20 protein-coding genes are annotated in these 22,895 nt (G+C 44.2%); 12 read left to right on the forward strand and 8 right to left on the reverse strand.

What is annotated here, in order from left to right; translation table 11 throughout:
- Positions 1–44: 44 nt before the first annotated feature.
- Positions 45–743: a class I SAM-dependent DNA methyltransferase gene (locus J4N37_RS17885; RefSeq protein ID WP_252042998.1), complete on the reverse strand. Its 699-nt coding sequence runs from the start codon at positions 741–743 to the stop codon at positions 45–47.
- 49 nt (positions 744–792) lie between these two features.
- On the opposite strand from J4N37_RS17885, the gene J4N37_RS17890 reads away from it, so the two are divergent.
- Together J4N37_RS17890 and J4N37_RS17895 are read left to right on the forward strand one after the other, a co-directional pair.
- Positions 793–1,671 carry a LysR family transcriptional regulator gene (locus tag J4N37_RS17890; protein ID WP_010451387.1) on the forward strand — a complete coding sequence of 293 codons (879 nt, stop codon included), beginning with the start codon at positions 793–795 and terminating at the stop codon, positions 1,669–1,671.
- Between the two features lie 175 nt (positions 1,672–1,846).
- Positions 1,847–2,740 (forward strand): cation diffusion facilitator family transporter, encoded by an 894-nt coding sequence (locus J4N37_RS17895; RefSeq protein WP_010451386.1) that lies wholly within the window; start codon positions 1,847–1,849, stop codon positions 2,738–2,740.
- Between the two features lie 963 nt (positions 2,741–3,703).
- Here J4N37_RS17895 and J4N37_RS17900 read toward each other — a convergent pair.
- Positions 3,704–4,036 (reverse strand): hypothetical protein, encoded by a 333-nt coding sequence (locus tag J4N37_RS17900; RefSeq protein WP_252042999.1) that lies wholly within the window; start codon positions 4,034–4,036, stop codon positions 3,704–3,706.
- A 24-nt stretch (positions 4,037–4,060) separates the two neighbouring features.
- On the reverse strand, positions 4,061–4,963 hold the full coding sequence (yddG, locus tag J4N37_RS17905) for an aromatic amino acid DMT transporter YddG (RefSeq protein WP_252043000.1): 903 nt from the start codon (positions 4,961–4,963) through the stop codon (positions 4,061–4,063).
- Between the two features lie 129 nt (positions 4,964–5,092).
- Here yddG and J4N37_RS17910 point away from each other — a divergent pair, with 129 nt between their 5' ends.
- From J4N37_RS17910 to J4N37_RS17925, 4 genes are all read left to right on the forward strand, one after another.
- Complete coding sequence (locus J4N37_RS17910; protein ID WP_167381296.1) at positions 5,093–5,239, forward strand: hypothetical protein; 147 nt, start codon at positions 5,093–5,095, stop codon at positions 5,237–5,239.
- A 12-nt stretch (positions 5,240–5,251) separates the two neighbouring features.
- Positions 5,252–5,902: an isoprenoid biosynthesis glyoxalase ElbB gene (gene elbB / locus J4N37_RS17915; RefSeq protein WP_252043001.1), complete on the forward strand. Its 651-nt coding sequence runs from the start codon at positions 5,252–5,254 to the stop codon at positions 5,900–5,902.
- A gap of 333 nt (positions 5,903–6,235) precedes the next feature.
- Positions 6,236–7,384, forward strand: coding sequence for an L-threonine dehydrogenase (gene yiaY, locus J4N37_RS17920; RefSeq protein WP_010451381.1), 1,149 nt, complete (start codon positions 6,236–6,238; stop codon positions 7,382–7,384).
- Between the two features lie 143 nt (positions 7,385–7,527).
- Entirely contained in the window at positions 7,528–8,604 is a 1,077-nt protein-coding gene (locus tag J4N37_RS17925) for a PQQ-dependent sugar dehydrogenase (protein ID WP_252043002.1), read from the forward strand.
- A gap of 28 nt (positions 8,605–8,632) precedes the next feature.
- Here the strand turns inward: J4N37_RS17925 and J4N37_RS17930 are convergent, their stop codons facing one another.
- Positions 8,633–9,628: a S66 family peptidase gene (locus J4N37_RS17930; RefSeq protein ID WP_252043004.1), complete on the reverse strand. Its 996-nt coding sequence runs from the start codon at positions 9,626–9,628 to the stop codon at positions 8,633–8,635.
- Positions 9,629–9,753: 125 nt separating this feature from the next.
- On the opposite strand from J4N37_RS17930, the gene J4N37_RS17935 reads away from it, so the two are divergent.
- On the forward strand, positions 9,754–10,368 hold the full coding sequence (locus J4N37_RS17935) for an HAD family hydrolase (protein WP_252043005.1): 615 nt from the start codon (positions 9,754–9,756) through the stop codon (positions 10,366–10,368).
- 29 nt (positions 10,369–10,397) lie between these two features.
- Here the strand turns inward: J4N37_RS17935 and J4N37_RS17940 are convergent, their stop codons facing one another.
- The 3 genes from J4N37_RS17940 to J4N37_RS17950 all read right to left on the reverse strand — a co-directional run bounded on the left by J4N37_RS17940 (position 10,398) and on the right by J4N37_RS17950 (position 12,991).
- Positions 10,398–11,255, reverse strand: a complete 858-nt coding sequence (locus tag J4N37_RS17940) for a sterol desaturase family protein (RefSeq protein WP_071234297.1) — start codon at positions 11,253–11,255, stop codon at positions 10,398–10,400.
- A gap of 9 nt (positions 11,256–11,264) precedes the next feature.
- On the reverse strand, positions 11,265–12,293 hold the full coding sequence (locus tag J4N37_RS17945) for a DUF2804 domain-containing protein (RefSeq protein ID WP_252043006.1): 1,029 nt from the start codon (positions 12,291–12,293) through the stop codon (positions 11,265–11,267).
- Between the two features lie 230 nt (positions 12,294–12,523).
- Complete coding sequence (locus tag J4N37_RS17950; RefSeq protein ID WP_045386745.1) at positions 12,524–12,991, reverse strand: OsmC family protein; 468 nt, start codon at positions 12,989–12,991, stop codon at positions 12,524–12,526.
- A 239-nt stretch (positions 12,992–13,230) separates the two neighbouring features.
- Between J4N37_RS17950 and J4N37_RS17955 the strand changes: the two genes are divergently transcribed.
- From J4N37_RS17955 to J4N37_RS17975, 5 genes are all read left to right on the forward strand, one after another.
- Complete coding sequence (locus J4N37_RS17955) at positions 13,231–16,797, forward strand: ATP-binding protein (protein ID WP_252043007.1); 3,567 nt, start codon at positions 13,231–13,233, stop codon at positions 16,795–16,797.
- A 4-nt stretch (positions 16,798–16,801) separates the two neighbouring features.
- Entirely contained in the window at positions 16,802–17,944 is a 1,143-nt protein-coding gene (locus tag J4N37_RS17960) for an EAL domain-containing response regulator (RefSeq protein ID WP_138943257.1), read from the forward strand.
- Positions 17,945–18,000: 56 nt separating this feature from the next.
- Complete coding sequence (locus tag J4N37_RS17965) at positions 18,001–19,653, forward strand: response regulator (protein WP_252043008.1); 1,653 nt, start codon at positions 18,001–18,003, stop codon at positions 19,651–19,653.
- Positions 19,654–20,222: 569 nt separating this feature from the next.
- Positions 20,223–21,593 carry an NfeD family protein gene (locus J4N37_RS17970; protein ID WP_252043009.1) on the forward strand — a complete coding sequence of 457 codons (1,371 nt, stop codon included), beginning with the start codon at positions 20,223–20,225 and terminating at the stop codon, positions 21,591–21,593.
- Between the two features lie 9 nt (positions 21,594–21,602).
- Positions 21,603–22,394 (forward strand): slipin family protein, encoded by a 792-nt coding sequence (locus J4N37_RS17975; RefSeq protein WP_171358332.1) that lies wholly within the window; start codon positions 21,603–21,605, stop codon positions 22,392–22,394.
- An 88-nt stretch (positions 22,395–22,482) separates the two neighbouring features.
- Here J4N37_RS17975 and J4N37_RS17980 read toward each other — a convergent pair whose 3' ends face one another.
- Positions 22,483–22,887, reverse strand: coding sequence for a globin family protein (locus J4N37_RS17980; RefSeq protein WP_252043010.1), 405 nt, complete (start codon positions 22,885–22,887; stop codon positions 22,483–22,485).
- Positions 22,888–22,895 lie beyond the last annotated feature (8 nt).

Raw genomic sequence — 22,895 nt, forward strand, 5'->3', positions numbered from 1 at the left:
AAGCGAGCTAAATAGCTCGCTTTTCTTATGTTCTTTGTCGGGGATTAACGGCGACCTACACCCATTAATACTGACATTGTGTGGCCGTCTGATGTAATTTCGAAGACCTTCTTCGTTTCTACCTCAGTAAAGCCTGCTTTGATAAGAGCGCTCTCTGACTTCGCTAGCGTGAAACCTTCTTTTGCTGAATCCGCGATCCAGTCAAAATGCACGAAGTGACCACCAGCGTTTAGCAACGAGTGAGCAATCTCAAGAGACGTTTCGTAGTCATCGATAAATGCCAGCACTGAAGAAGCAACGACTAGGTCAAACTGACCACGGAATGCTGGGTGCTGAGCGACCAAACCACGAGTCAATGCATCAACAATTGGCTCTACATTATCTAGCTCTTTCTTATCAAGCTCTTCAATCATGGCTTCCGATGAATCTAGCGCCACGATCTCTTTTGCGGATGGTGACAACAGTTGGCTTAACTGTCCTGTCCCACATCCAAAATCCAATACTTTAATGCCATCAAGCTGAGTAAGCTGTTGTAACTGTGCAAACACCGACTGAGCAAATTGTTCTGTTGCTGGGTTAGATTCCCAATTCTTTGCTAAGCCGTCCCAATCTTGTGCCATCGTGGCCTCCATGTTCACTTCTTGTAACCCCCATAGATTACCGCAAAAACGCCAAAACACCATAGACTTATCTGGCGAATCCGTGTTTTTTTCGATAATCTTTCTAAGCGTTAGTTCGCGCATTCATCTACGTTATCGATTATTATCATTTTAGTTTAGGTCTTTTTTAATCATGAACTTAACTCAAGTCGAAGCTTTTTGTACCATCGCCGAATATGGCTCCGTATCGGAGGCCGCGCGTCAACTCGACTGCAACCGTACTAAGCTCAGTATGGCGATAAAAGCCTTAGAGAAAGACCTAGACGTTGAACTGTTCAACCGAACTGGCAACCAACTCAACCTATCTGAAGCCGGTAAAGCTATCTATAAAGATTGTGAGAGCTTGCTCGTTACCGCACAACGCATCAAGAAAACTTGTGCCCAAGTCTCAGATGGTTTCAACGCTGAAGTTTGGGTTGCCCGAGATGACTCCCTACCTGATGACTTGTGGCAAGAGCTATCTCATACGCTTAATAACCGCTTCCCTTCAACGACATTCAACTTGATCCTAGCGTCCAGTGGTGACTTAGCCAACTTAGTGAGTACCCAACAAGTCGACTTTGCGTTTGGGGTCGATTATGAACGCGTTGATGACCCACATATCGTTTATAACCCGCTGGGTAAAATTCGCATGATGTCGGTGTGCAGCTTCGATCACCGTTTAAGCAAAATGCGTCGTGTAACCGATGAAGACCTACGTAACCAAATGCAAGCTCTGATGGTGTATTTGAACGAGAAAGACAACCCTGAACTGCAACCCTTTTCTACTCGATATATTGGTTTTTCAAGTTTTGACTATATGCTCAACACCATTTTGGAAGAAGACGCATGGGGCGTTTTACCCGAGCCGTTGATCCGACATTACTTGCGACATCAGAAGCTTGCGGTGATCAAACATACGTATGGTTTGAAGCAAGAAGACTACTGTATGTTTGTTCCAAATGGCCAAACAGAACACCCAGCAATGAGTTGGCTGGCTGATAAATTAAGCGAGTATTTATTCGACTTCTAAACGTTTCACAGTGAGCGTCAATATTATTGACAGCACAAAATCAACCTAAATCATTGAAAAATAAGAACCAACCATCAGTAGCACACTTTATCGTTTAAATGTCACACAGTTTCTATTTGCTTAAATTCACTCAGAAGAGAAGAATATAAAGGTGTAAAAATTATAGGCATCTTTTATGTGTGACAGGACAAGCAAAAACGAAAACCGTATCTTAATCTTCTCAGCCCTTTTAGCTTCTGGGTTTGCAGTAGGAGGAATGGTACTTGGCTTGCTTGTTGGGTCGATCGTCATTGTATTTGACGGTGTATATTCTCTCGTCAGCCTGCTGTTAACTTTATTGTCACTGGCAGCTTCGTACTACATCAGCAAGCCATCAAAATCTATTTTTCCTTTTGGCAAAGCGATACTAGAACCAATCGTTATCGCGATTAAAGCAGCTGTAATTTTAGTCGTGGTCGCGTTCTCATTGTTCTCAGCAGTAGCGGCCTTAACATCTGGCGGTCGCGAGGTTGACGCTTCAATTGCCACTATCTTCGGTGCAATCAACGTAATTGGTTGTGGCTATGCATGGTGGTTTATGGCGAAGAAAAGCCGTCGCTTCTCTTCAGGTCTGATCGAAGCTGAGAAAAAACAATGGCAAATGGATACACTTCTAAGTGTTGCTGTCACAGTCGGTTTCATCGCTGCGTGGTTAGTATCTCTAACGCCATATGCACATTACGCGGTCTATGCAGACCCAATGATGATGGTATTGATGGGCTTCTATTTCCTTAAAGTACCATTTGATATGCTGGTTGGCGCATTACGTGAACTGCTAATGATGGCACCAAGCAAAGAGCTTTGTCATAGTGTTGGGAACGACGTACTTGAAATTGAAAAAGTCACAGATCACCAATTGAAACTGGCTGGTGTGACAAAGGTAGGTCAAGAGTTACGAGTGAATGTAGACGTTCACATTGATGACGATACTCTAGAGCTGGATACGCTAGAGCACACTCGTAAGCAGCTTACTAAGCGACTATCGAAGCACAGATTCAAGCTTCAATTGCAGTTAAATGTTGCTTGCTAAAACGCCACAGAAAAACATTCGAACTCAAAATAAAAGCTCCCACTTTCGGGAGCTTTTTGTTTATTCGGTTGGTGCACTCGCAACCCCCTCCAACTCCCCCTTTTATTGGCTTGAGTTGCACCGCATTTGAACACAGCGTTCAAGGGGGAGAGCTGTTCTTTGCTAACTTAAGATCCCCGTTATTCTGCAAGTCTTTTGAATGCTAACGGTAAGTATTGGATTGTTCTCGGATGCAGGACCAGTCCCTCCCCTTTAACTCGGAGCGTTGAGAGCATAGATGCCTAATACAAGGGGAGGTTAGGAGGGATTGGTACATTGAACAGGGACTTTGACTTGCACATTCGCCCCCACTCCAACTCCCCTTTTTATTGACTTGAGTTGCACCGCATTTGAATACAGCGTTCAAGGGGGAGAGCTATTCTTTGCTAACTTCAGCTCACCGTTCTTCTACTGATCCGGCGAATGCTAACAATGAGCACTGAATTATTCTCAAATGCAGGACCAGTCCCTCCCCTTTGGCTCAGAGTGTTGAGAGCTTAGATGCCTAATACAAGGGGAGGTTAGGAGGGGTTGGTACATTGAACTGTGGCTTGTGCACTTGCAACCCCCTCCAACTCCCCCTTTTCTTAACTAGCGTTGCTTCGCATTTGAATACGGCGTTCAAGGGGGAGAGCTATTCTTTGCTGACTTCAGCTCACCGTTCTTCTACTGATCCGGCGAATGCTAACAATGAGCACTGAATTATTCTCAAATGCAGGGCCCGTCCCTCCCCTTTAACTCGGAGTGTTGAGAGCTTGGATGCCTAATACAAGGGGAGGTTAGGAGGGGTTGGTACATTGAACTGTGATTTTTAGACTCTCAGCCCCTCAATCTCACCTAAACCATTGTGGCGTTACAAACAAAAGTTACTTCAACCCCAAATACCAAGCGTTGCGAATCTGACATAAACGCTTTGCTAGCACTTTATTCGATAACCCAATTTGCTGCACCTACACCATCTTCACTAAAATATAAGTTAATTGGGTATGTCTTCTCACAGCCGTTGACCACCCAGATCTCACGCCAATATCTTGAGCCGATCTCTCCTTGAGGTAGCGCCTTAACGTATGGCAGGAAATTTTCTGGACTTTCACACCCCCTAGTCGCTACCTCTGCGACAACACCAACCATAGCATCCTGGATCAATTTTTGATTCGACAAGCTTCCTTCTTGTATTGCTCCTTCAGGTAGGGCTGAATCAGCGACTACAGGATGGGCAAAAAGCATAAATAGGCCTGCGATAGTTTTGAGTTTCATAGATATTTCCTTTTAAGTACGCGTTTATCCTGCTGCTTCGCGCTTTTCTTTGGTGACTAGCCAGCACATCAGCGAGCCAACCGTCACCATCACGACGCCTTGCCAGAAGCTGTGGCTCAGAGTGACCCCAAGAATAAGAGAGGAAAACAAAGCTGAGAAAATCGGCGTGAAGTAAGACAACGTTGCGAGAAACACCATATTGCCCCCCACGATCGCAATGTTCCACAACCCGTAGCCACCCGCCATTAAGGCGGCAGATGCGAGCAAATAACCCGCAGCTTCCCAACTGAATGTCATTGGTGGCTCATCTGCAAATGCATACTTCACCCACAAAGATACTGCCGTTGCGATAAAGAACAACGTAATTGCGTTGTGCTTTGATTGTTGTCGTTGCGTTAGGTTGCAATATACAGCCCAAATCACTGCGCCAGTAAACGCCATAAAATACACCAGAGGATTGCTACTAATATTAGCGACTAACTGTGTCGGAGATAGACCGTTGTCACCACTAACTGTCCATGCAACGCCAATAAACGCCAACGTAACTGCTGGGTACAACAACCAATTCGGCTTTTTATTACTGCCCAACACAGCGAATAAAACGGTTAGCGCAGGCCAGAGATAATTAACAATAGAAACCTCTATTGCTTGAGCTCGAGAGTTTGAGTACCCCAATGCCAGTGCGAGGAAAATTTCATAACATACGAACATCGCTCCTCCCAGCACTAAGTACTTGGGAGAGAAATAAGACAGCTTGGGAATACCGACAACAACCAACAAGAAAATCGAACTCAGAGAGTACAGCATCGCTGCACCTCCTACTGGCCCTAGACTCTCTGTCACCAACCTAGCAATACCGAGCAAACAGCTCCAACAAAGAATCGCGATACAGCCATAGAGGGTGAAACGAAATTGATAAGATTGCATATTATCTGTGTGACCTACTGCTCATGAATACCAACGAAAACTGCAGCTTAACTCAAAAATGATCCGCTTCAACGTACTCTTTTTCCAAAATCGGTATAAGAACTACTCTATTAAGCGATTGGAGTCGATATGAAACATTTTCTTCCTTCCAGTGTCATGCTGACACCGTTTGTTGTGCGCTACTATGAAGAAGAAGACGAAAGTGAAAACGTTGAAACACGTTCAGAAGCTCATAGTTTAGATAGTGAGGAACAATCTACGGAACGTTCAGAGTAAGGGAATCCAATCATGAAGAAAATCGCAGTTATTTTAAGTGGTTCCGGCGTTTATGACGGAGCAGAAATCCACGAAGCTGTACTAGCACTCTATGCTATCGAAAAAGCAGGCGCCACATGGCACTGCTTTGCACCTAACATCGACCAACTTCACGTCATTAATCACCTGACAGGCGAGGAAATGGATGGCTCGCGTAATGTTCTAGTCGAATCAGCACGTATTGCACGCGGCAACATTGATGATGTCGCCAAACTGAATGTCGACGAATACGATGCCCTACTTCTCCCTGGTGGATTTGGCGCAGCAAAAAACTTAACTGACTTCGCCGTTTCCGGTGCGGAGTGTTCTATCAATACTCACGTAGCACAAGCATGCCGAGCGTTTGCTCAATCAGGTAAACCTGCGGGTTATTTATGTATTGCTCCAGCAATTATTCCACTGGTTTATGACCAAGGCGTACAAGGTACGATTGGTAACGATGAAGCAACGGCAGCGGCGTTTAATCGCATGGGTGGTGAACACATTGATTGCCAAGTTGATGAAGTCCACTTTGATGAAAAACACAAAGTACTTTCTACACCAGCTTATATGTTAGCGGAGAATATAACCCAAGCGGCATCAGGTATTGAGAAATTAGTAGATAAGTTAGTTAAAATCGCCTAAAAGGAAAACGTTTGCTTAAAGGCGAAATACCAATCCCCATTGATAGATATAACATCAATGGGGATTTTTTATACTTTAGTCAAATTGGGAGATTAATCGTACAAAACTTGCTATTTTTGCCAATCGTTTGCGTGATAAATGAAATATTTCAGCTACGTTAAGTAGGTGTTGCACCACCTCACTGTGCAACAAGACTGCCATCACACTTTCTGCGTTCAAGATACCTCTAAGGGGTTATTCTTGTTCTAGATCAATCTCAAACATGAACTTGGTATGCAAAAGTAAATGACAGATTAAGAAAGATTATTAAAAATAACGACGGAGCAATCCAATATGACAAGTGCATTTTTTATCCCTACCGTAAACCTAATGGGCGCAGGTTGCCTTAAAGACGCAACAGACAGCATCCAATCTCAAGGCTTTAAAAAAGGTTTGATCGTTACGGATAAAATCCTTAACCAAATCGGCGTAGTAAAGCAGGTACAAGATCTTCTTACTGAGCGTGACGTTGAAACTGTTGTGTTTGACGGCACTCAGCCAAACCCTACAATTGGCAACGTAAACGCAGGCTTAACTCTTCTTTCTGATAACGAGTGTGACTTCGTTATCTCTCTAGGTGGTGGCTCACCACACGACTGTGCAAAAGGTATCGCACTAGTTGCTTCTAACGGCGGCAAAATCGCTGATTACGAAGGCGTAGATCAGTCAGCAAAACCAATGATGCCACTGATTGCAATAAATACGACTGCTGGTACAGCATCTGAAATGACTCGTTTCTGCATCATCACTGACGAAGAACGTCACATCAAGATGGCAATCGTTGATAAGCACACTACTCCGCTTATTTCTGTAAACGATCCTGAGCTAATGCTTGCTAAACCAGCTTCGCTAACAGCAGCTACAGGTATGGATGCACTGACGCACGCCGTTGAAGCTTACGTATCTATCGCAGCGACACCAATCACTGACGCAGTAGCAATCAAAGCGATCGAATTGATTCAAGCGCACCTACGCACAGCAGTGAAAAACGGTGAAGATCTAGAAGCTCGTGAGCAAATGGCATACGCACAGTTCATGGCTGGTATGGCGTTCAACAACGCGTCTCTAGGTTACGTACACGCAATGGCACACCAACTAGGTGGTTTCTACGACCTTCCACACGGTGTTTGTAACGCGATTCTTCTACCTCACGTACAGCGTTACAACGCGCAAGTATGTCCAGAGCGCCTACGCGATGTAGCGAAAGCAATGGGCGTAGATGTAGAAGGTATGTCAGCAGAACAAGGTGCGGCAGCAGCTATCGACGCTATCGTTGTACTAGCGAAAGATGTTGGCATCCCTTCAGGTATTAAAGAACTTGGTGCGAAGCTAGAAGACATCCCAACACTAGCAGACAACGCACTTAAAGACGCTTGTGGTTTCACTAACCCTAAACAAGCAACTCACGAAGAAATCTCGAAGATCTTCGAAGAAGCGATGTAATCTCGCTGAATAATTAATTCTCTATTGCCTTAATTCAATCCCCGATCTCGTATCGGGGATTTTTTTATGTTCGCATCCTCTGCCAAACATAGTCTTTTAGTGTTAGCTTTTAAGCATTAGTACGATTCATATTGGAAGGAACCATGAGAACGATTGCCGCCGCCCTACTCGCTTGTCTATCCTTTTCTGCCAGCGCTGCTGAATACCGCGCTAACGAAGTAGCGAATGGATTGCAAATTCCCTGGGGAATTGAGTTCTTAGATAACCAACGAGTTATCGTTAATGAAAAAAACGGTACGGTTTCACTGCTCGATATCACTTCAGGCAAGCCTCAAAAGCTGTTTAACGTCCCCGACATAAATAGCAGTGGGCAAGCAGGCTTATTGGATGTCGCACTCGCACCGAATACCAATGAGCAGAACCCGCACCTCTTCTTTACCTACAGTAAGCGCTCTAGAAAAGGCAATACGGTGGCATTAGCGACTGCGCAATTGCAAAATAATCAGCTTGTTGGCTGGAAAGACGTATTTGTCGCTGACGCGATCACTGACACGGGACGTCACTACGGCAGTCGTATTGCGTTTGTTGGCGACAAAGTTTACTTCTCGATTGGAGACCGCGGCGAACGTGATAATGGGCAAGACACTCAAACCCATGCTGGCAGTATTCTTCGTCTCAACCTTGATGGTTCGGTTCCGCAAAACAACCCATTCAAACCTTCTGAGGCTCGTCCCGAGATTTGGAGTTACGGGCACCGCAACCCGCAAGGCATGTTTTATGACGAAGCAACAAAACAGCTGTGGTCGATTGAACATGGACCGCGCGGCGGTGATGAAATTAACCTGATAAGGAAAGGCGCGAACTACGGCTGGGCAAAAGTCTCTCATGGTAAGGAATATTGGGGACCGTTGGACGTTGGTGAAGCTAAGTCGTTACCGGGAATGGAAGATCCAAAACTGGTATACATCCCTTCTATCGCACCAAGTAACATGATTTTGTACCGTGGCGATAAGTACCCTGAGTTGGACGGAAAAATCCTCGCCGGTGCATTGAAACTGGCGCACATCAACGTGGTTTCTATTGAGAATGGCAAGCTCACCGAATCAAAAAGATTGATGGAAAATCTTGGTGAGCGAGTAAGAGATATAACCATCAGCCCCGATGGTTATATCTACTTTTCTACCGACAGCGGCAAAATATTTCGTCTAGAGGAGAAATAGTTTTCTCTGACGAGCTAGTCAGACAAAGCTAGCCCTTTAAACTGACTGCCACCGTTTCATTGTCAAAATCGAGCGTCATGGTCGAGCCCAATGGAACGGTGAGCATTGGGTGAGTATGGCAGCTATCAAAGTCATACAAAATCGGCAATGGTTGACCGTTAAGAACTTCCAGTAACACATCTATTGGTGTACGTCCTGTGCCTTTGTCATTGAACTTCTCATGTTTGCCCAGCACAACCGCACTGACTTTATCAAACACCCCAGAGAGCTTAAGCAGAGCAAATGAACGCTCTACGGTTTCAATCCCCTGCAAACAATCTTCCACCAGCAAAATATCGCCATGTTCAATACTCGGCATAAACTCACTTGCCCAAATTCCTGTCATGGTGTTGAGGTTGCCACCAATCAAACGTCCAGTGATCTTGCCTTCGCCTTTGAAGTGCCACTGGTTTTGCAAAGTGTGCTTTGCGCGGTCTTGTTCACCCCACTCTATCCATTCATCTGTCCAACCTTGAGGCATTGTGTACTGATGCGCCAAGCTATCTAACGTATTCACAATCGACTCGAACGAAGCGAATGTCTCGTCGACCAAAGGCGGAAATTCACCCAGCGACGCCACTAAAGCAGGACCATAGAAAGTGACGATGGCAGTTTGTGCGTAAATACCCATCAGTAGAGCTGTCACGTCTGAATAGCCAACAATGATTTTGGGATCTTTCTTTAGCGCTTCGTAGTCGATGTAAGGCAGCAAAGAGTTGCTGTTGTAACCACCAATGGTCGACATAATACAGCGTACTTCGGGATCACGAATCAGCGCATTCAACTCTTCCACTCGCTCTTGAATCGAACCCGAGCGATATTGCTCAGTTTTGCCCGTTAAGCTTCCTGCTTTTAGCTGGTATCCACATGACTCCACATACGCTTTAGCACGCTCAAAACGCTCGGGGGCAAATACTGTGGCAGGAGATGAAGGAGAGAAAAAGCCGATGGTATCGCCCTTTTGTAACGGTTTTGGAACTATCATGACTCATCCTTGTTTTGTGATGCACTATTGATTTATTTTCATACAATCTAAACAGAAGATCCTACACTTAACAATAACCAATTGTTTTTTAAAACGATCGTTCGGTTTTGTTGTACGAGGTCACTATGGTTCCTTTCCCATTACAAATTGAAAATATCAAGGCTGTTATTTTTGACTTAGACAATACACTTGTCAGTTCTGATATGAATTTCAGCCAGTTAAGACATCAGCTCGGCTGCCCATCAGATGAGGACTTATTGGATTTTGTAGAAGCACTTGATCACCCACATCATAAAGAACACGCCCACAATGTTATCTTTGACTATGAGATTTCTGATGCGGAACATTCGTCACCTATGCCAGGATGCCATGAACTGTTAGACCACTTACACGGCCAACAAATCAAGACAGCGATTGTAACCCGCAACTGTTTAATTGCGACACAGAAGAAACTCGAACACAATCAAATCAACGTTGAAATCGTGATCACGAGAGAATGTTACCCACCCAAACCCGATCCGCTTTCACTGCAAGTATTGGCTAAAGATTGGCGCTTGTTGCCCAACGAGGTGCTCTATGTCGGGGATCACTCGTATGATTTGCAAGCGGCATTTAACGCTGAAATGCCCTCCTGCTTGATTCACCATGGGAATCCAGAAGACTTTATTCCATCTGCATCCGTCGCTCTTGAGCAACTAGGCGATTTACTTAGTTTATTTCATTTGGCTCACCACAAATAGGGTGACATTTAGTTAACCAATCTGAACCACTACTCTATAGTGTCGGATGGTGGCGCAAACAAGCACCGCCAGCGCTGACGCCAAGACAAGTTAGGACGAGTCACTTCTTTGATCATGTCTTTCCATTCAGCGAACGTTACTGTGATTGGGTTGAAGCTGTTGACGGGTTTAGAGATGCCATAACGAACCGTTTCCACTTCTGGTTCGAAGGTGCCAAACATACGATCCCAAATGATCAGTACCCCGGCATAATTTTTATCGATATATTGACGATTTACCCCATGATGCACACGATGATGGGATGGCGTATTAAAGACCCATTCCAAAGGCCCGAGAGAACGAATCGATTGAGTATGAACAAAGAACTGCAGCCCAAGGTTGAGTAACACCACAAACACAACCCATTTAGGATCAAAACCAATAACGACCAAAGGTAGCCAGAATAACCACATTCCAGCCAATGGGTACATCAAGCTTTGACGGAATGCAGTACTGAAGTTCATGCGCTCTGAACTATGGTGCACCACATGAGCAGCCCACATCCAACGAATGCGATGACTTGCGCGGTGGAACCAGTAATAGAAAAAGTCCTGTAAAACCATCAGCAACAAGAAAGTAGAGACGGTCATCTCAATGTCAAACAGACGCCAGCCAAACCACCATAAATACAGCTTAGCGATCAGCAGTCCTGTTAAAATATCTGTAGCTTGATGAAGCCCCGCTAGAACGAAATTACACACCACCTCGGGTAAATAATATCGCGCATTCTCTGGTAATCTCCCGCCGCGCTGTCCAAACCAATATTCCGCCGCAATACAGAGAAAGAATATTGGCGCGAGCAGCATCAGCAATAAATCAGGATGTTCTGTAATCTGTGACCATTCCATAGTCCGTTCCTACCATTTCGCGTAGTGATCTTCGGTGAGTCCCATCACCTCATCGAGTTCGTGCTTAATGCCATTGCCATCAATCAAATAGCCAGAGAAGTAACCGACAAATTGACGAAAATTGCTTTTCAAAAACCAGAAGTTCTTCTTCTCCGAACGTTGATTTTTAGGCGTAAACACCAGGTTAATGCGATTGTCTTGCGAAGTGATCCGCCATGATGCTTCTTGATGCATGCGGGAAAAATCAAACTGTACGGGTGGCATCAGATGACGTTCACCATCAATCCAAATGACGTTTTCACAATACCCCGTTTCGTTCACCCCAGCCGCTAGGTTAAGCCCAATACGTTTATCTTCATCTTGATGATTGATACTCGCCCATCGCCAACTGGTTTCTCTTCGCATATACCCAGCCGAGAAATCATACCCAGCAACCGCATTCACCAAGTCTTGTTGCTGCCCTTTCACACTCATTTCACCTTGTACGGTGAGTGCATTATGTTTTTGGGTATAGGTCCATCCTGAGTATGCTGTGGGTGTGCAAAGCATCAAGGGTAAGCTTTCTTGCTCAGTTTGAGACTTTGAATCAGGTAAGAGCATCAAATCCGCTTGAACAAGATTCGTGGCAAGCTTTATATGCCACTGCCCATTTTCAATATTGAACTGGATTGCATCATTAGCGAGATATGCTTGGCTATTCCAGCTAGAAGGTTGCGTTTGATAACCCATATTAAGCGGCTTTAACCACTGCTGTTCAACTAGCTCATGGTTTTCTGTATCAAACACATAGCAAAAACCAGACGCCAAATAGCGAATATCTGCAATTGCGACACCAATGATGTATTTCGACGTGACAATCGAAACAAACTGGAATTGCTTGTAATCGAACCGCTTACGCCAACTCGACGCGGGCAGATCCATTTCATTGAGATACACGAAAGTATCTAACTGAAGCGATTCCGGTATTGATGCTAAGTGACCAAATTGAGGTATTCCATTAGCTTGAATAAAGGGATTCAAAGGCGTTTGCACATCCATGCTCGTTATTAATCAATGACACACCATTCGATATTAACATTAATTTAACAACAAACTATTTGCGCCACTGCACAACATTGGTTCAGGCTCCGACTTTTAATGACTCAAAGTGTGAAACAAGTCACTCACATTCAAGCCATTAGACGGTTAATTAGAGCTTTAACTTGGGGTTAGATAGCAAGCTGATTACGATTGAATACCAGCCTTATCACCTATAACGTCACTCTCCCTTAATCCACTAACTCTGTAACAACATCCGTCTTCACTGAGTTGGCAATAAAGCAGTTTTCGTGTGCCATGTGGTGCATTTTCGCTAACTGTTCACGTGTCGGTTGCTTATCTCCAGAAAAGACAATGTTTGGTCTAAGCACTACTTTCGAAACCCACTCTTTGCCATTTTCTCCTACTGAAAGTTCTCCAAACGCCTCATCAATATAGCTGTCGATCACGTAGCGACGTTTCGCTGCAATGGAGAGAAACACCAACATATGACAGCTTGAAAGCGCGGCAACAAACGCTTCTTCTGGATCAACGTTTTCTTCGACTGAAAGTGGCAATGGTACAACATGAGGCGATGGTGAAGCGGGTACGGTCACGCCACCATCAAACTGCCATACATGCGCACGACTATATAAATTATCACTGAAAATTTCCTGAGGCTGACGTTGCCAATGAACGGTAGCGGTGTGTCGAGACATATCACTTCCTTGTCAAAGTGGTTAAGAACTTCACCATACTGATAAATTGCTTGAATGTTAAAGGCCATTTACTCATTCCGTGTCTCAAACCATCAACTACATCACTACTGGCTAAGAGTCAGCCACCTAGAAAACTTACTTATCGATACGACAAACAAGACAAATTGGCGGAAGTGGTGAAAACATATACTATCCGCCCCCATTTTTCATTCTGATAAGTTATTGAGTTTAAAGAATTAGTGAAAATTCAAAGCCTTTTATTGATTGCATTATCATCTATTACATTTGCTATTTCTGCCGCTGATCTTTTAAGCAAAGAACAGCAGACTTATCTAAAAAACAACCCATCACTAAAAGTCGGTGTGCTAGAAGGAAACTGGTTACCTTACTGGGGCGATATTCGCTCAAAAGAAGGTATCAATATTGAGTACGCTGAAACAATGACGGAAGAGTTGGGCATAACACCGGAGTATGTCCCATTTTCCAATATACAAGCGCTTTTTACCGCGTTAAAAGCGAACGAGATCGATTTGACAGTTGGCTTTGTTGCGACACAAGCTCGAAGCGCCGACTTTCTTTTCTCACAGCCTATCTTCAATACTCTACGCTTAATTTGGCTTAGAGACAGCTCTCTAAAGTCCAAACCTTTAGACGAACTAGTGTGGGCATGTGTGAGAAATTCGAGCGCATGCGACCTCGCAAAAACGCAGGATTACAATAAGCTTCATATCGTCAATAACAACGAAATGCTGTTTCAGTCTTTAAACACTGGGATTGCCGATGCCGCAATTGTGGGCCTCTCAACCCTTAATAGCTATGGTTTTCAGAACGTTAACGGTGAACTCGTTGGTGAAGTGATATATGACAAGTCGCTATCAAAAGGCGAAGTCTCTATTGCGACTAATAATAGTAACCCTGAGTTGATGTCAATCATCAACAAGTATATTGAGCACACAAAAAACACTCAGAATACTCATGTCGGAATAGAAGCAAATATCAATATATTGCATAACGACATGATGCTAAAAGTACTTGAAAAACAAGAAGGCCGAACAGCAATTCGATACACGATAGAAGATGATTTGTATCCTCTCTCTTATATTGATCCGCAAACAGGAAGACTGCGAGGATACGTTCACGACCTATTGAAACTGCTAGCCCAACGTAGCTTATTGTCATTCGAATATATCGATCCTCAAGGTCATGATGTCGAACAGATGTTAAAGGACGGTGTCGTTGACCTCTTGCCTGCTCGCAATACGAATAATATCGATCGCCGCGATTTTATCGCGACACAACCGTATTCTGAGCTCAAGTTTAGCTACATAAGAGCAACTCAAATCAAAGGAAAGCAAACCACTGCCATCTTGGATCGCAGTGGTAACTTTTACACCCACTTTCATCAAAATGAAAAGTTCAAACAATATCCGGTGTACCGAGATTTCGAGGCGCTGATGAATGCCTTTGCTTCGGGCAAAGCTTCTCATGCCTTCGTCAATAAGAGCATTGTTGATAACCACTACTACAAAGGTTTCGAGAAGCTTTTTGTACCTGTAACTGCGCCAACAGCTTACGACCTAACGTCTCCAATCGGCATGGAGTTACGTAGTGAATCTGCGTTCTTACACAAGATACTAAACACTGTGCTCACCGTTACGTCCAAAGAGGAGATCGAGCAATTAATTGAACGTCATAACAAGGTGATGATCACTTATGGTATCGATAAGAAGTTAGTCGTTATTTGGGCGCTGGTAGGAACTTGTGTTTTCCTAATTGCTCTGATGATTTACTTCATGCACACGGATAGATTGTCTAGAACACTGCGAAGAAGAGAGCTTGAGTCAAAAATCAAACGCACTGAAAACCAATGGCTTTCATCAATCTTAGATAATGTGCCCAACTTGATCGTCATAACGGACAAGAGCAGTCAACAAGTATTAGCTAATCAGCGGTATTTGTCAGTAATGGAGCGCTGCACTAAATATGGCACTGCGTCGGTTGATGAGAAGCAGCTCTTTCTGAAAACGGTAAAATTTGACAAGGCATCCTCATTAGAACATGAGTCTAAACACCTAAAACTTGATGATCACATGTACCGTGTCCACCAGCAGACAATAAAACACCCGTCTGATGGTAACGAATACCAAATGACGGTCTTCGACGATATTTCAGTGCTCAAGAGAAAAGAAGCCGAACTAGAGCAAGCAATTGCGTCACGGAACCACTTCTTAGCTGTAGTGAGCCATGAGCTGAGAACTCCTATCGCCGCCATGTTGGGCTTGATGGAGCTGTTGGAAGAGGATCTTACGAAGCCAGAGAGCAAAGAACTATTAAGAAATGCGATGCTTTCAGCCGATCGTTTGAAGCTGCACGTAAACGATATATTGGATTTCTCAAAGATTGAAGCAAACCAACTTCAGTTAGACGTCTGTAACGGAAATCTGTATAGCGAATTGGGGCCAATTCTTCGCAGCTTTGAAAAGAATGCTGAGCAAAAAGGGCTTAGATTTATTGTCGATTGGCCACCAAACGCATTTGCGGACGTTGACCTTGACTGGCTGCGCATCAATCAAATTTTAAATAATTTGTTGAGTAATGCCGTCAAATTTACCCATGAAGGCAATATTGAAGTTTCTATCGCTTCATCAGAGTCTCAGTTGGTCATGGGTATATCCGATACCGGATGTGGAATGACTCCAGAGCAAGTATCATCCCTTTACTTACCGTTTATCCAAGGGGATGAAACCATTACACGACGCTTTGGCGGCACTGGGCTTGGCATGTCTATTGTAAAAAGTTTGGTGGACTTAATGGCAGGCAGTATTAGTGTGAGTAGCCAACCCAATATTGGTACTTCTGTCATCATCAGCATTCCAATGGTTGGTAGACAGATTCAACTTTTAAATACTGGACCAGTTGCTTGCAACAATAGCCAAACCGAAGCTTGGTTGAATTGCTGGGAAGTACCTGTTGATGAGTTCGGTTTGTATACATCGGCATTAGAGCCAGAATCTGGGAGTTCAAACTTCTACCCAGACACGCTTTATCATGCCCTGCTAAACCGAACATCCAAACAAGATCAAGATAAGCCGCAGCAATCACTATCTGTGTCAGGTCATGTGATGGTAGTTGATGATGATCCGATCAACCGCTTGCTGTTCAAAAAGCAACTCGACAGCATTGGTGTGTCAGCAACGGTTATGTCGAGTGGAGAGTCTGCTTTCAAAACACTGGTCGAATCTATTGAGAAAGAAGAGCTCGCGTACGATTTAATCATCACTGATTGCCATATGCCACACATGGATGGGTATCAATTAACCCAAAAAATAAAGAATCATCCGATGTTGAATGCACTGCCTATTGTCGGCTGTACCGCAGACAACGCTAAGTATGTGTTGGAAAAAGCATCAGCAGCTGGAATGAACGAAGTCATTTTCAAGCCATACTCTATCGAAACACTCAGAGGCATTTTTGAAAGGTACTTACCGCCGAGCTCAGTAAACCAAAACAGATGTTGGCTTGATAGTTACCACGTGGATGAGCAAGTTGAAATTGCAGAGGTGGTACTCATGGCTTTTGCCTCAGACAAAGCACTACTAAACAGTGCTGAAGAACCTCTTAAATCTGTCGCCCATAGAATTAAGGGCTCAGCAGCGGCACTCTCTATTGGTGAACTAGAGCAAGCTGCAAAAACATGTGAACAATGGATAGGCTCAGACAAAGAGCAAGTTAGTAAGGACGCACTGATAAAAATACTTGAAGAGATTTTGTCTAGCACGAAAGCGTGGCTAGATAACAGAGCGTAGTTAAATGAATATATTGATTGTTGAAGACGATATTCTACAAGCGACAAACCTGAAGATTTTACTGAGCCGTTACACTAGCGCCAACATTCAGCTGCTGCATTCCGGCAAAGAGGTCGCTCCATTGTGTGCCAAGCAACAAATCGACCTGATGTTCTGTGATTTAAACTTACCGGGTTTAAATGGCATTGACTTACTATCGTCACTATCTGAAGCTCAGCGCCCTACCGGCGTGGTGATTCTTAGCGCGGCAAACAAAGATGTCGTCGATATTACTTATAGTATGTGCGTGTCCGCTGGCTATTGCTTTGTTCGCTCCCTAGTTAAGCCCATCGCTTTAGGTACCTTAGAAGACATATTGTCTGACTTTAAGGCTATCGCTTCGCCATCAGATTCGGGTAAGCAAATGGTCTCGCTCTCCGTTGAGGATATTAATCAAGGCTTTGACCAAGGCTGGTTTCGTAATTACTACCAGCCCCAATACCAAGTATCTAACAACAAGATCATTGGTGTTGAAGCGCTGATTCGTTGTGAACATCCTACACATGGTGTGTTGGGGCCAAATGCGTTTCTTAGCGCAATGACCAAACACAACATGTTGGACAAATTGTTTTGGGTCTCATTAGAAACCGCACTAAACGATCTATCTCGTTTCGATAACCAATTGCTGCTTTCAATAAACATGAATCAAAAGACGCTGCAAACACCAATGAGCGAACAACTCCTAGAGTTCTGTGAGCGTTCTCAATTTGCGGTGGAACGGCTAACTCTCGAATTAACCGAAGATGAGGTATATAACTCATGCGTTATTTCATTGGCCAATTTAGCCAATTTACGACTGAGAGGAGTTGGGTTAGCGATTGACGATTTCGGGACGGGCTATTCATCTTTGAGCCAATTGGCGACGTTACCATTCACTGAACTAAAAATTGATCAGAAGTTTATTGGTAATGCGGTTCAAAATTACAAAAGCCGCCAGCTAATTGCGGCCTGTGTGCAACTTGCTACGTCACTCGGATTACGCTCCGTTGCAGAGGGCGTTGAAGACCATGCGACTTTGACTTACTTAAACGAAATTGGGGTAGACCTTTTTCAAGGTTACATTGCATCAAAGCCCCTACCTATTTCTCAACTGATTGAATTGCTCTAACGCGCAAGCTTGGAGCGTTTCTATCCACTGCTGTTGTTTTGTTGATATTAAATTTCATGAGTAACAAATCATTTTCTGAACTCAATGTTTTAATCGTAGATGATGCCCCTGTCGTTGTGCTGACTTTACGAAACATGCTGACTAAACTCGGATTTTCAGACAAACGCATTCTTAGTGCTAGGCTTGCCAAAGGGGCGATAACCATCGCTCAACGTGAAACACTAGACGTTGTTATCTGCGACTATAACTTTGGTAAAGGCATGAATGGCAAACAACTGTTCGAAGAGTTGAAGCACCTTAAGCTGATTCGACCAGAAACCTTGTTCATTCTTGTCACAGGGGAAAACTCAGCATCCATCGTGCGCGCTATCATTGAGTTAAAGCCGGATGAATATCTACTGAAACCATTTAACTCCGTGACTTTAAAAGAGCGGATATCTTCCGCGATTCGCCGTAAGGAAGCCCTTAAAGATATCTATAAAGCGGAGCTAGAAAATAACTGGAATGCAGGCTTACTTGCCTGCGATGAATTGTCTCCTTTCCATCCCGAATATTACTTTATCGTGGAGAAGTTTCGCGCAGACTTCTTAACAAAGCTTAAATTGCATGAAGAAGCAAAAGTGGTTTATCAGAAAGTCATCGATCGAAAAGAGGTTAACTGGGCAAAAGTAGGCTTAGCTAACTCTCTAATGATGCTGGGGGAAACAGATGAAGCACAACACATTGTGCAAGAGCTACTTAAAAGCTCACCGAATAACGTTCAGATACGCGAATGCGCGGCAGCTTATGGGATTGTTAAGCGAGAGATTCCAGAGGCCATTAAACACTTAGCACTCGCAAACAAATTAGTGGAAGGTAACTCGGAACGAGAACTGGTTATCGTGAACTTGTGTCTTTCAGAAGGATTATACAAGTTGGCGCTTGATCATTATTACAACTATTTAGAAATCAACAAAGATACCTATCGTAATAATGCTTACAGTAAGATGAATCTCATCCGAATTTTACTGTATTGCCACAGAAAACTCAGCGGCCGTGATGATTTGTTACGCCAGGCAAAAGCACATTTTAAAGCTCTAGTAACCAGTGCTGAAGGGTTCCAATTTCAGGATGAGCTCGACCTCATTGCTGCGCATATTGCCGCTGAAGATGGCAACTATATGAAGGCCTTCAAAGTACTGAGCGATCTCTATCGTCGAAACCCATTTCGTCATTTCTACGCCCAATACCATCTCGCTTGGTTGTTACATGAAATGAACTTTGAGACTGAGTTTGCGACCGCAATTACTTGGTGCTTTGATAACCTGCAGACTGACTCGAGCGATACCATACTATCGAGCAAAATTACCCTAGGACAAACGCTAGAAGCTGAGAACCGTGCACGTCAGGCTTGGATGCAGGAGCAATACACAAAAATAAGGGCGCATGAGGAAGATTATCCAGCACTATTGGATGCATTAATCGAGCTTCAACTTCGATGCCCAATGCTGCGTACCGTTTGCATAAACATTATCAAAATCCTAACTCGGGCATGGCCCTCAGACAAAACGGCTTTGGAAGTTCAAGCTCTTATTCAACGCTGCGATACCATTATCCAACAGTTGGTAAGTGCCGAAGAGCTAGAAAAAACCAACTATCTTAAGTTTTACAATAGAGCACTAGAAATCAGCATTCAGGCTGAATTGAATGAAAAAAAGAAGCAGTATTGATCATAGCGGAGCCAACGGAACTGGCTCCATAGAAGAAACTTACCTTCCTATCAAACGATCAATCCACGTAATATGACCGTATTGAATCAGGTCAAACACGGTAAAGAAAATCGCACAAATTACGGCAAGCTTTAAAAGCCTTTGAACTACAAGCATCACATTTCCTAAAAATTCCCGATGACGAACTCATCATATTCAAATCATCTCGACTATCAACCAACAGTTTCAGTTAACCCCTTGTCGCTGTAGGGGTTTTAAAACACTCCTTTGAATTGTACCTTAAATAGCAAACGATCAATTACTTACAAATGTATCAAAGTGAAATTTTAGGGAGCCTCAAGGAGTAGAGTATCTATGTAATCCAAGGTTTTTACTTCTACAAACCGATGCCAAAGCAAGACATCTTGGATCAGTTTTCATCACTTTAACCCCCTCTAAAAAGCCGAAGCGCTACTAGCAAAAACTAGTGGCGCTTTTTTTGTACATATTCATTTACAGCTTATTACTAACAATTTCCGAGGATTAGCCCTGCAATAACTATACTTTAGTTATTGCACAAGGAGGGCTCTATGAGACATTTATATGCTTGGCTTGCCCTATTTTTTACACTCGTCACAAGTAACGTTAATGCCGCGAGTGAAATCTGGGTAGTTCCGGTCAAAGGCGCTATTGGCCCCGCAATCAGTGATTACCTAGTTCGTGAAATCGAGCTTTCAAACGCAGAAGGTGCTGATCTAGTCATCTTGAAAATGGACACCCCAGGGGGCCTAGATAGCTCAATGAGAGATATCATCAGAGCAATCACTACCTCCACCGTTCCCGTGGCGACTTGGGTTGGGCCTTCTGGTTCTCGCGCAGCTAGTGCTGGTACCTATATTCTTCTGGCAAGTCATATTGCCGCCATGGCTGAAGCGACCAATTTAGGAGCTGCTACGCCTGTCGCCCTTGGCGGTGCACCTCAACAACCTTCTTCAGAAAAAGAAAGCGATGAAAACAAGGAAGAGGCTGCTCCTGAGCAATCGTCCGATAAAGTCACCACAAAAACCACAATGGAAAAGAAAGTCGTCAATGACGCAAAAGCATATATAAAGGGGCTCGCTAAGCTTCACGGTAGGAACGCAGAATGGGCCGAAAAAGCGGTTAGTGAGGCAGCAAGCCTCGATGCACAAGAGGCTCTAGAGCTCGGGGTCATTGATTACATAGCAGCCTCTCCGCAAGAGTTGGTAAAGATAGCTTCGGGCAAAAGCATCAAGTTAAACAGCATGGACGTGACGTTGTCACTAGAAAATCCCGTATTCATTGAACGCGTCCCTGACTGGCGCGCAGAAATGTTGGCCGTTATCACTAACCCAAATGTGGCTTACATATTGATGCTCATTGGTATTTATGGGCTATTACTTGAGTTCTACAATCCTGGTATCGGTTTACCCGGCGTATTGGGAGGCATTTGCTTACTACTAGCAATGTACGCCCTACAAATGATGCCAGTAAACTATGCGGGCTTGGGGCTTATTTTACTCGGTATCACGCTGATGATCGCGGAAGCTTTCAGCCCAAGTTTTGGCGTACTCGGGCTGGGAGGCGTTGTTGCATTTGTGCTGGGTTCCGTTTTCTTGATGGACAGCGAGCTACCTGGTTTTCAAATCGCCCTTCCTCTCATATTCGGAATAGCGATTTTCTCCGGCGCACTGATCATCATTACCGTAGGTTTATTACTGAGAATACGAAACAGGAAAGCCACAACAGGTTTAGAAGCCTACCCAGGAAAACTAGCCATTGTAAGTGATGACTTTATCGATGGCACAGGTCGAGTGCAGTTAGAAGGCGCACTCTGGAAAGCCAAAGCAAGGGAACAACTCAAACAAGGTGACCAAGTCACCATAATAAACGTGGAAGGGCTGACCTTAACTGTGAAGCCTAATGACCGCCCTAAAGGATAGGAGGCGATTATGATGCTCTACACTGTTGCCGTTATACTGGTTTTACTGTTTGCACTGGCAACGCAAATGTTCAAAGTGCTGCGCGAATATGAGCGTGGCGTCGTCTTCTTCTTAGGACGCTTTCAAGAGGTGAAAGGTCCAGGGTTGATAATCCTTATTCCATTTATTCAACAAATGGTTCGTGTTGACCTACGAACCATTGTATTGGATGTTCCGACCCAAGACTTAATTACCCGTGATAACGTCTCTGTGCGTGTCAATGCAGTGGTTTATTTTCGAGTCGTCGATCCGCAAATGGCCATCAATAACATCGAAAGCTACAGCGATGCCACCAGCCAACTTGCACAGACGACGTTGCGCTCAGTGTTAGGTCAGCATGAGTTGGATGAGTTGCTTTCTGAACGAGAGCGCCTCAACAAAGACCTGCAATCCATTCTCGACCAACAAACAGATGACTGGGGAATTAAAATCGCAACGGTAGAGGTGAAACATGTCGACCTTAACGACAGCATGGTGCGTGCCCTTGCCCGCCAAGCCGAAGCCGAGCGTAACCGCCGTGCGAAGATCATCCACGCAACTGGTGAATTGGAAGCATCCAATAAGCTAAAAGAGGCGGCAGAAATGCTCAACGAAGCACCTAACGCGTTGCAGCTTCGATACATGCAGACGCTCACTGAAATCACCACAGACAAGACATCGACCATCATCTTCCCGATGCCGATTAATCTCGTCGAAGCGGTCTCCGATATCGCCAAAGCAGTGAAGAAAAATCAGGGAGAGTCGGAAGAAGGGAAAGAGTAAGCCTAGTAGCCGCTATAGAGGCAAGTAGAAAAAGAAAAAAGGGAGTAGCTGTATTCTACTCTCTTTACCAATTCAACATTGATTGCACTTAAGCGTCGGTGCACTCTTTCTTCATAATTGCCAACCCAGTTTCAAAGCAGTGACGCCACGCGTACTCTACCCTTTCATCAAAGTCAGCATCACATTGGGCGACGGTTTCTAACAGGCTTTCAAACCAGACATCAATGTCTTCAGGGGCGACGCCAATATTGTTGTGTCCATGCTTATTGCCGTATTTCCGCATCATATCTCGAGCATCTACAGAGGTGTCTGCCATCATCACAAACACAATAGATCCTTTAAGCATCCGGATTTGCTTTTTCATGTCCACGCCATCGAACTTTTGTCTGAAGTTCTCACCTTTCGACCAAAAGTTCTCATAGAACAAATCAAAGAAGTCCTCATGGATTACGCAGCGTTCGTAGCTGTCGTTAAATACCTCGATTACGTTCATACCCTAGC

This window comes from Vibrio sp. SCSIO 43153, assembly GCF_023716625.1.
Lineage (GTDB): Bacteria > Pseudomonadota > Gammaproteobacteria > Enterobacterales > Vibrionaceae > Vibrio > Vibrio rotiferianus.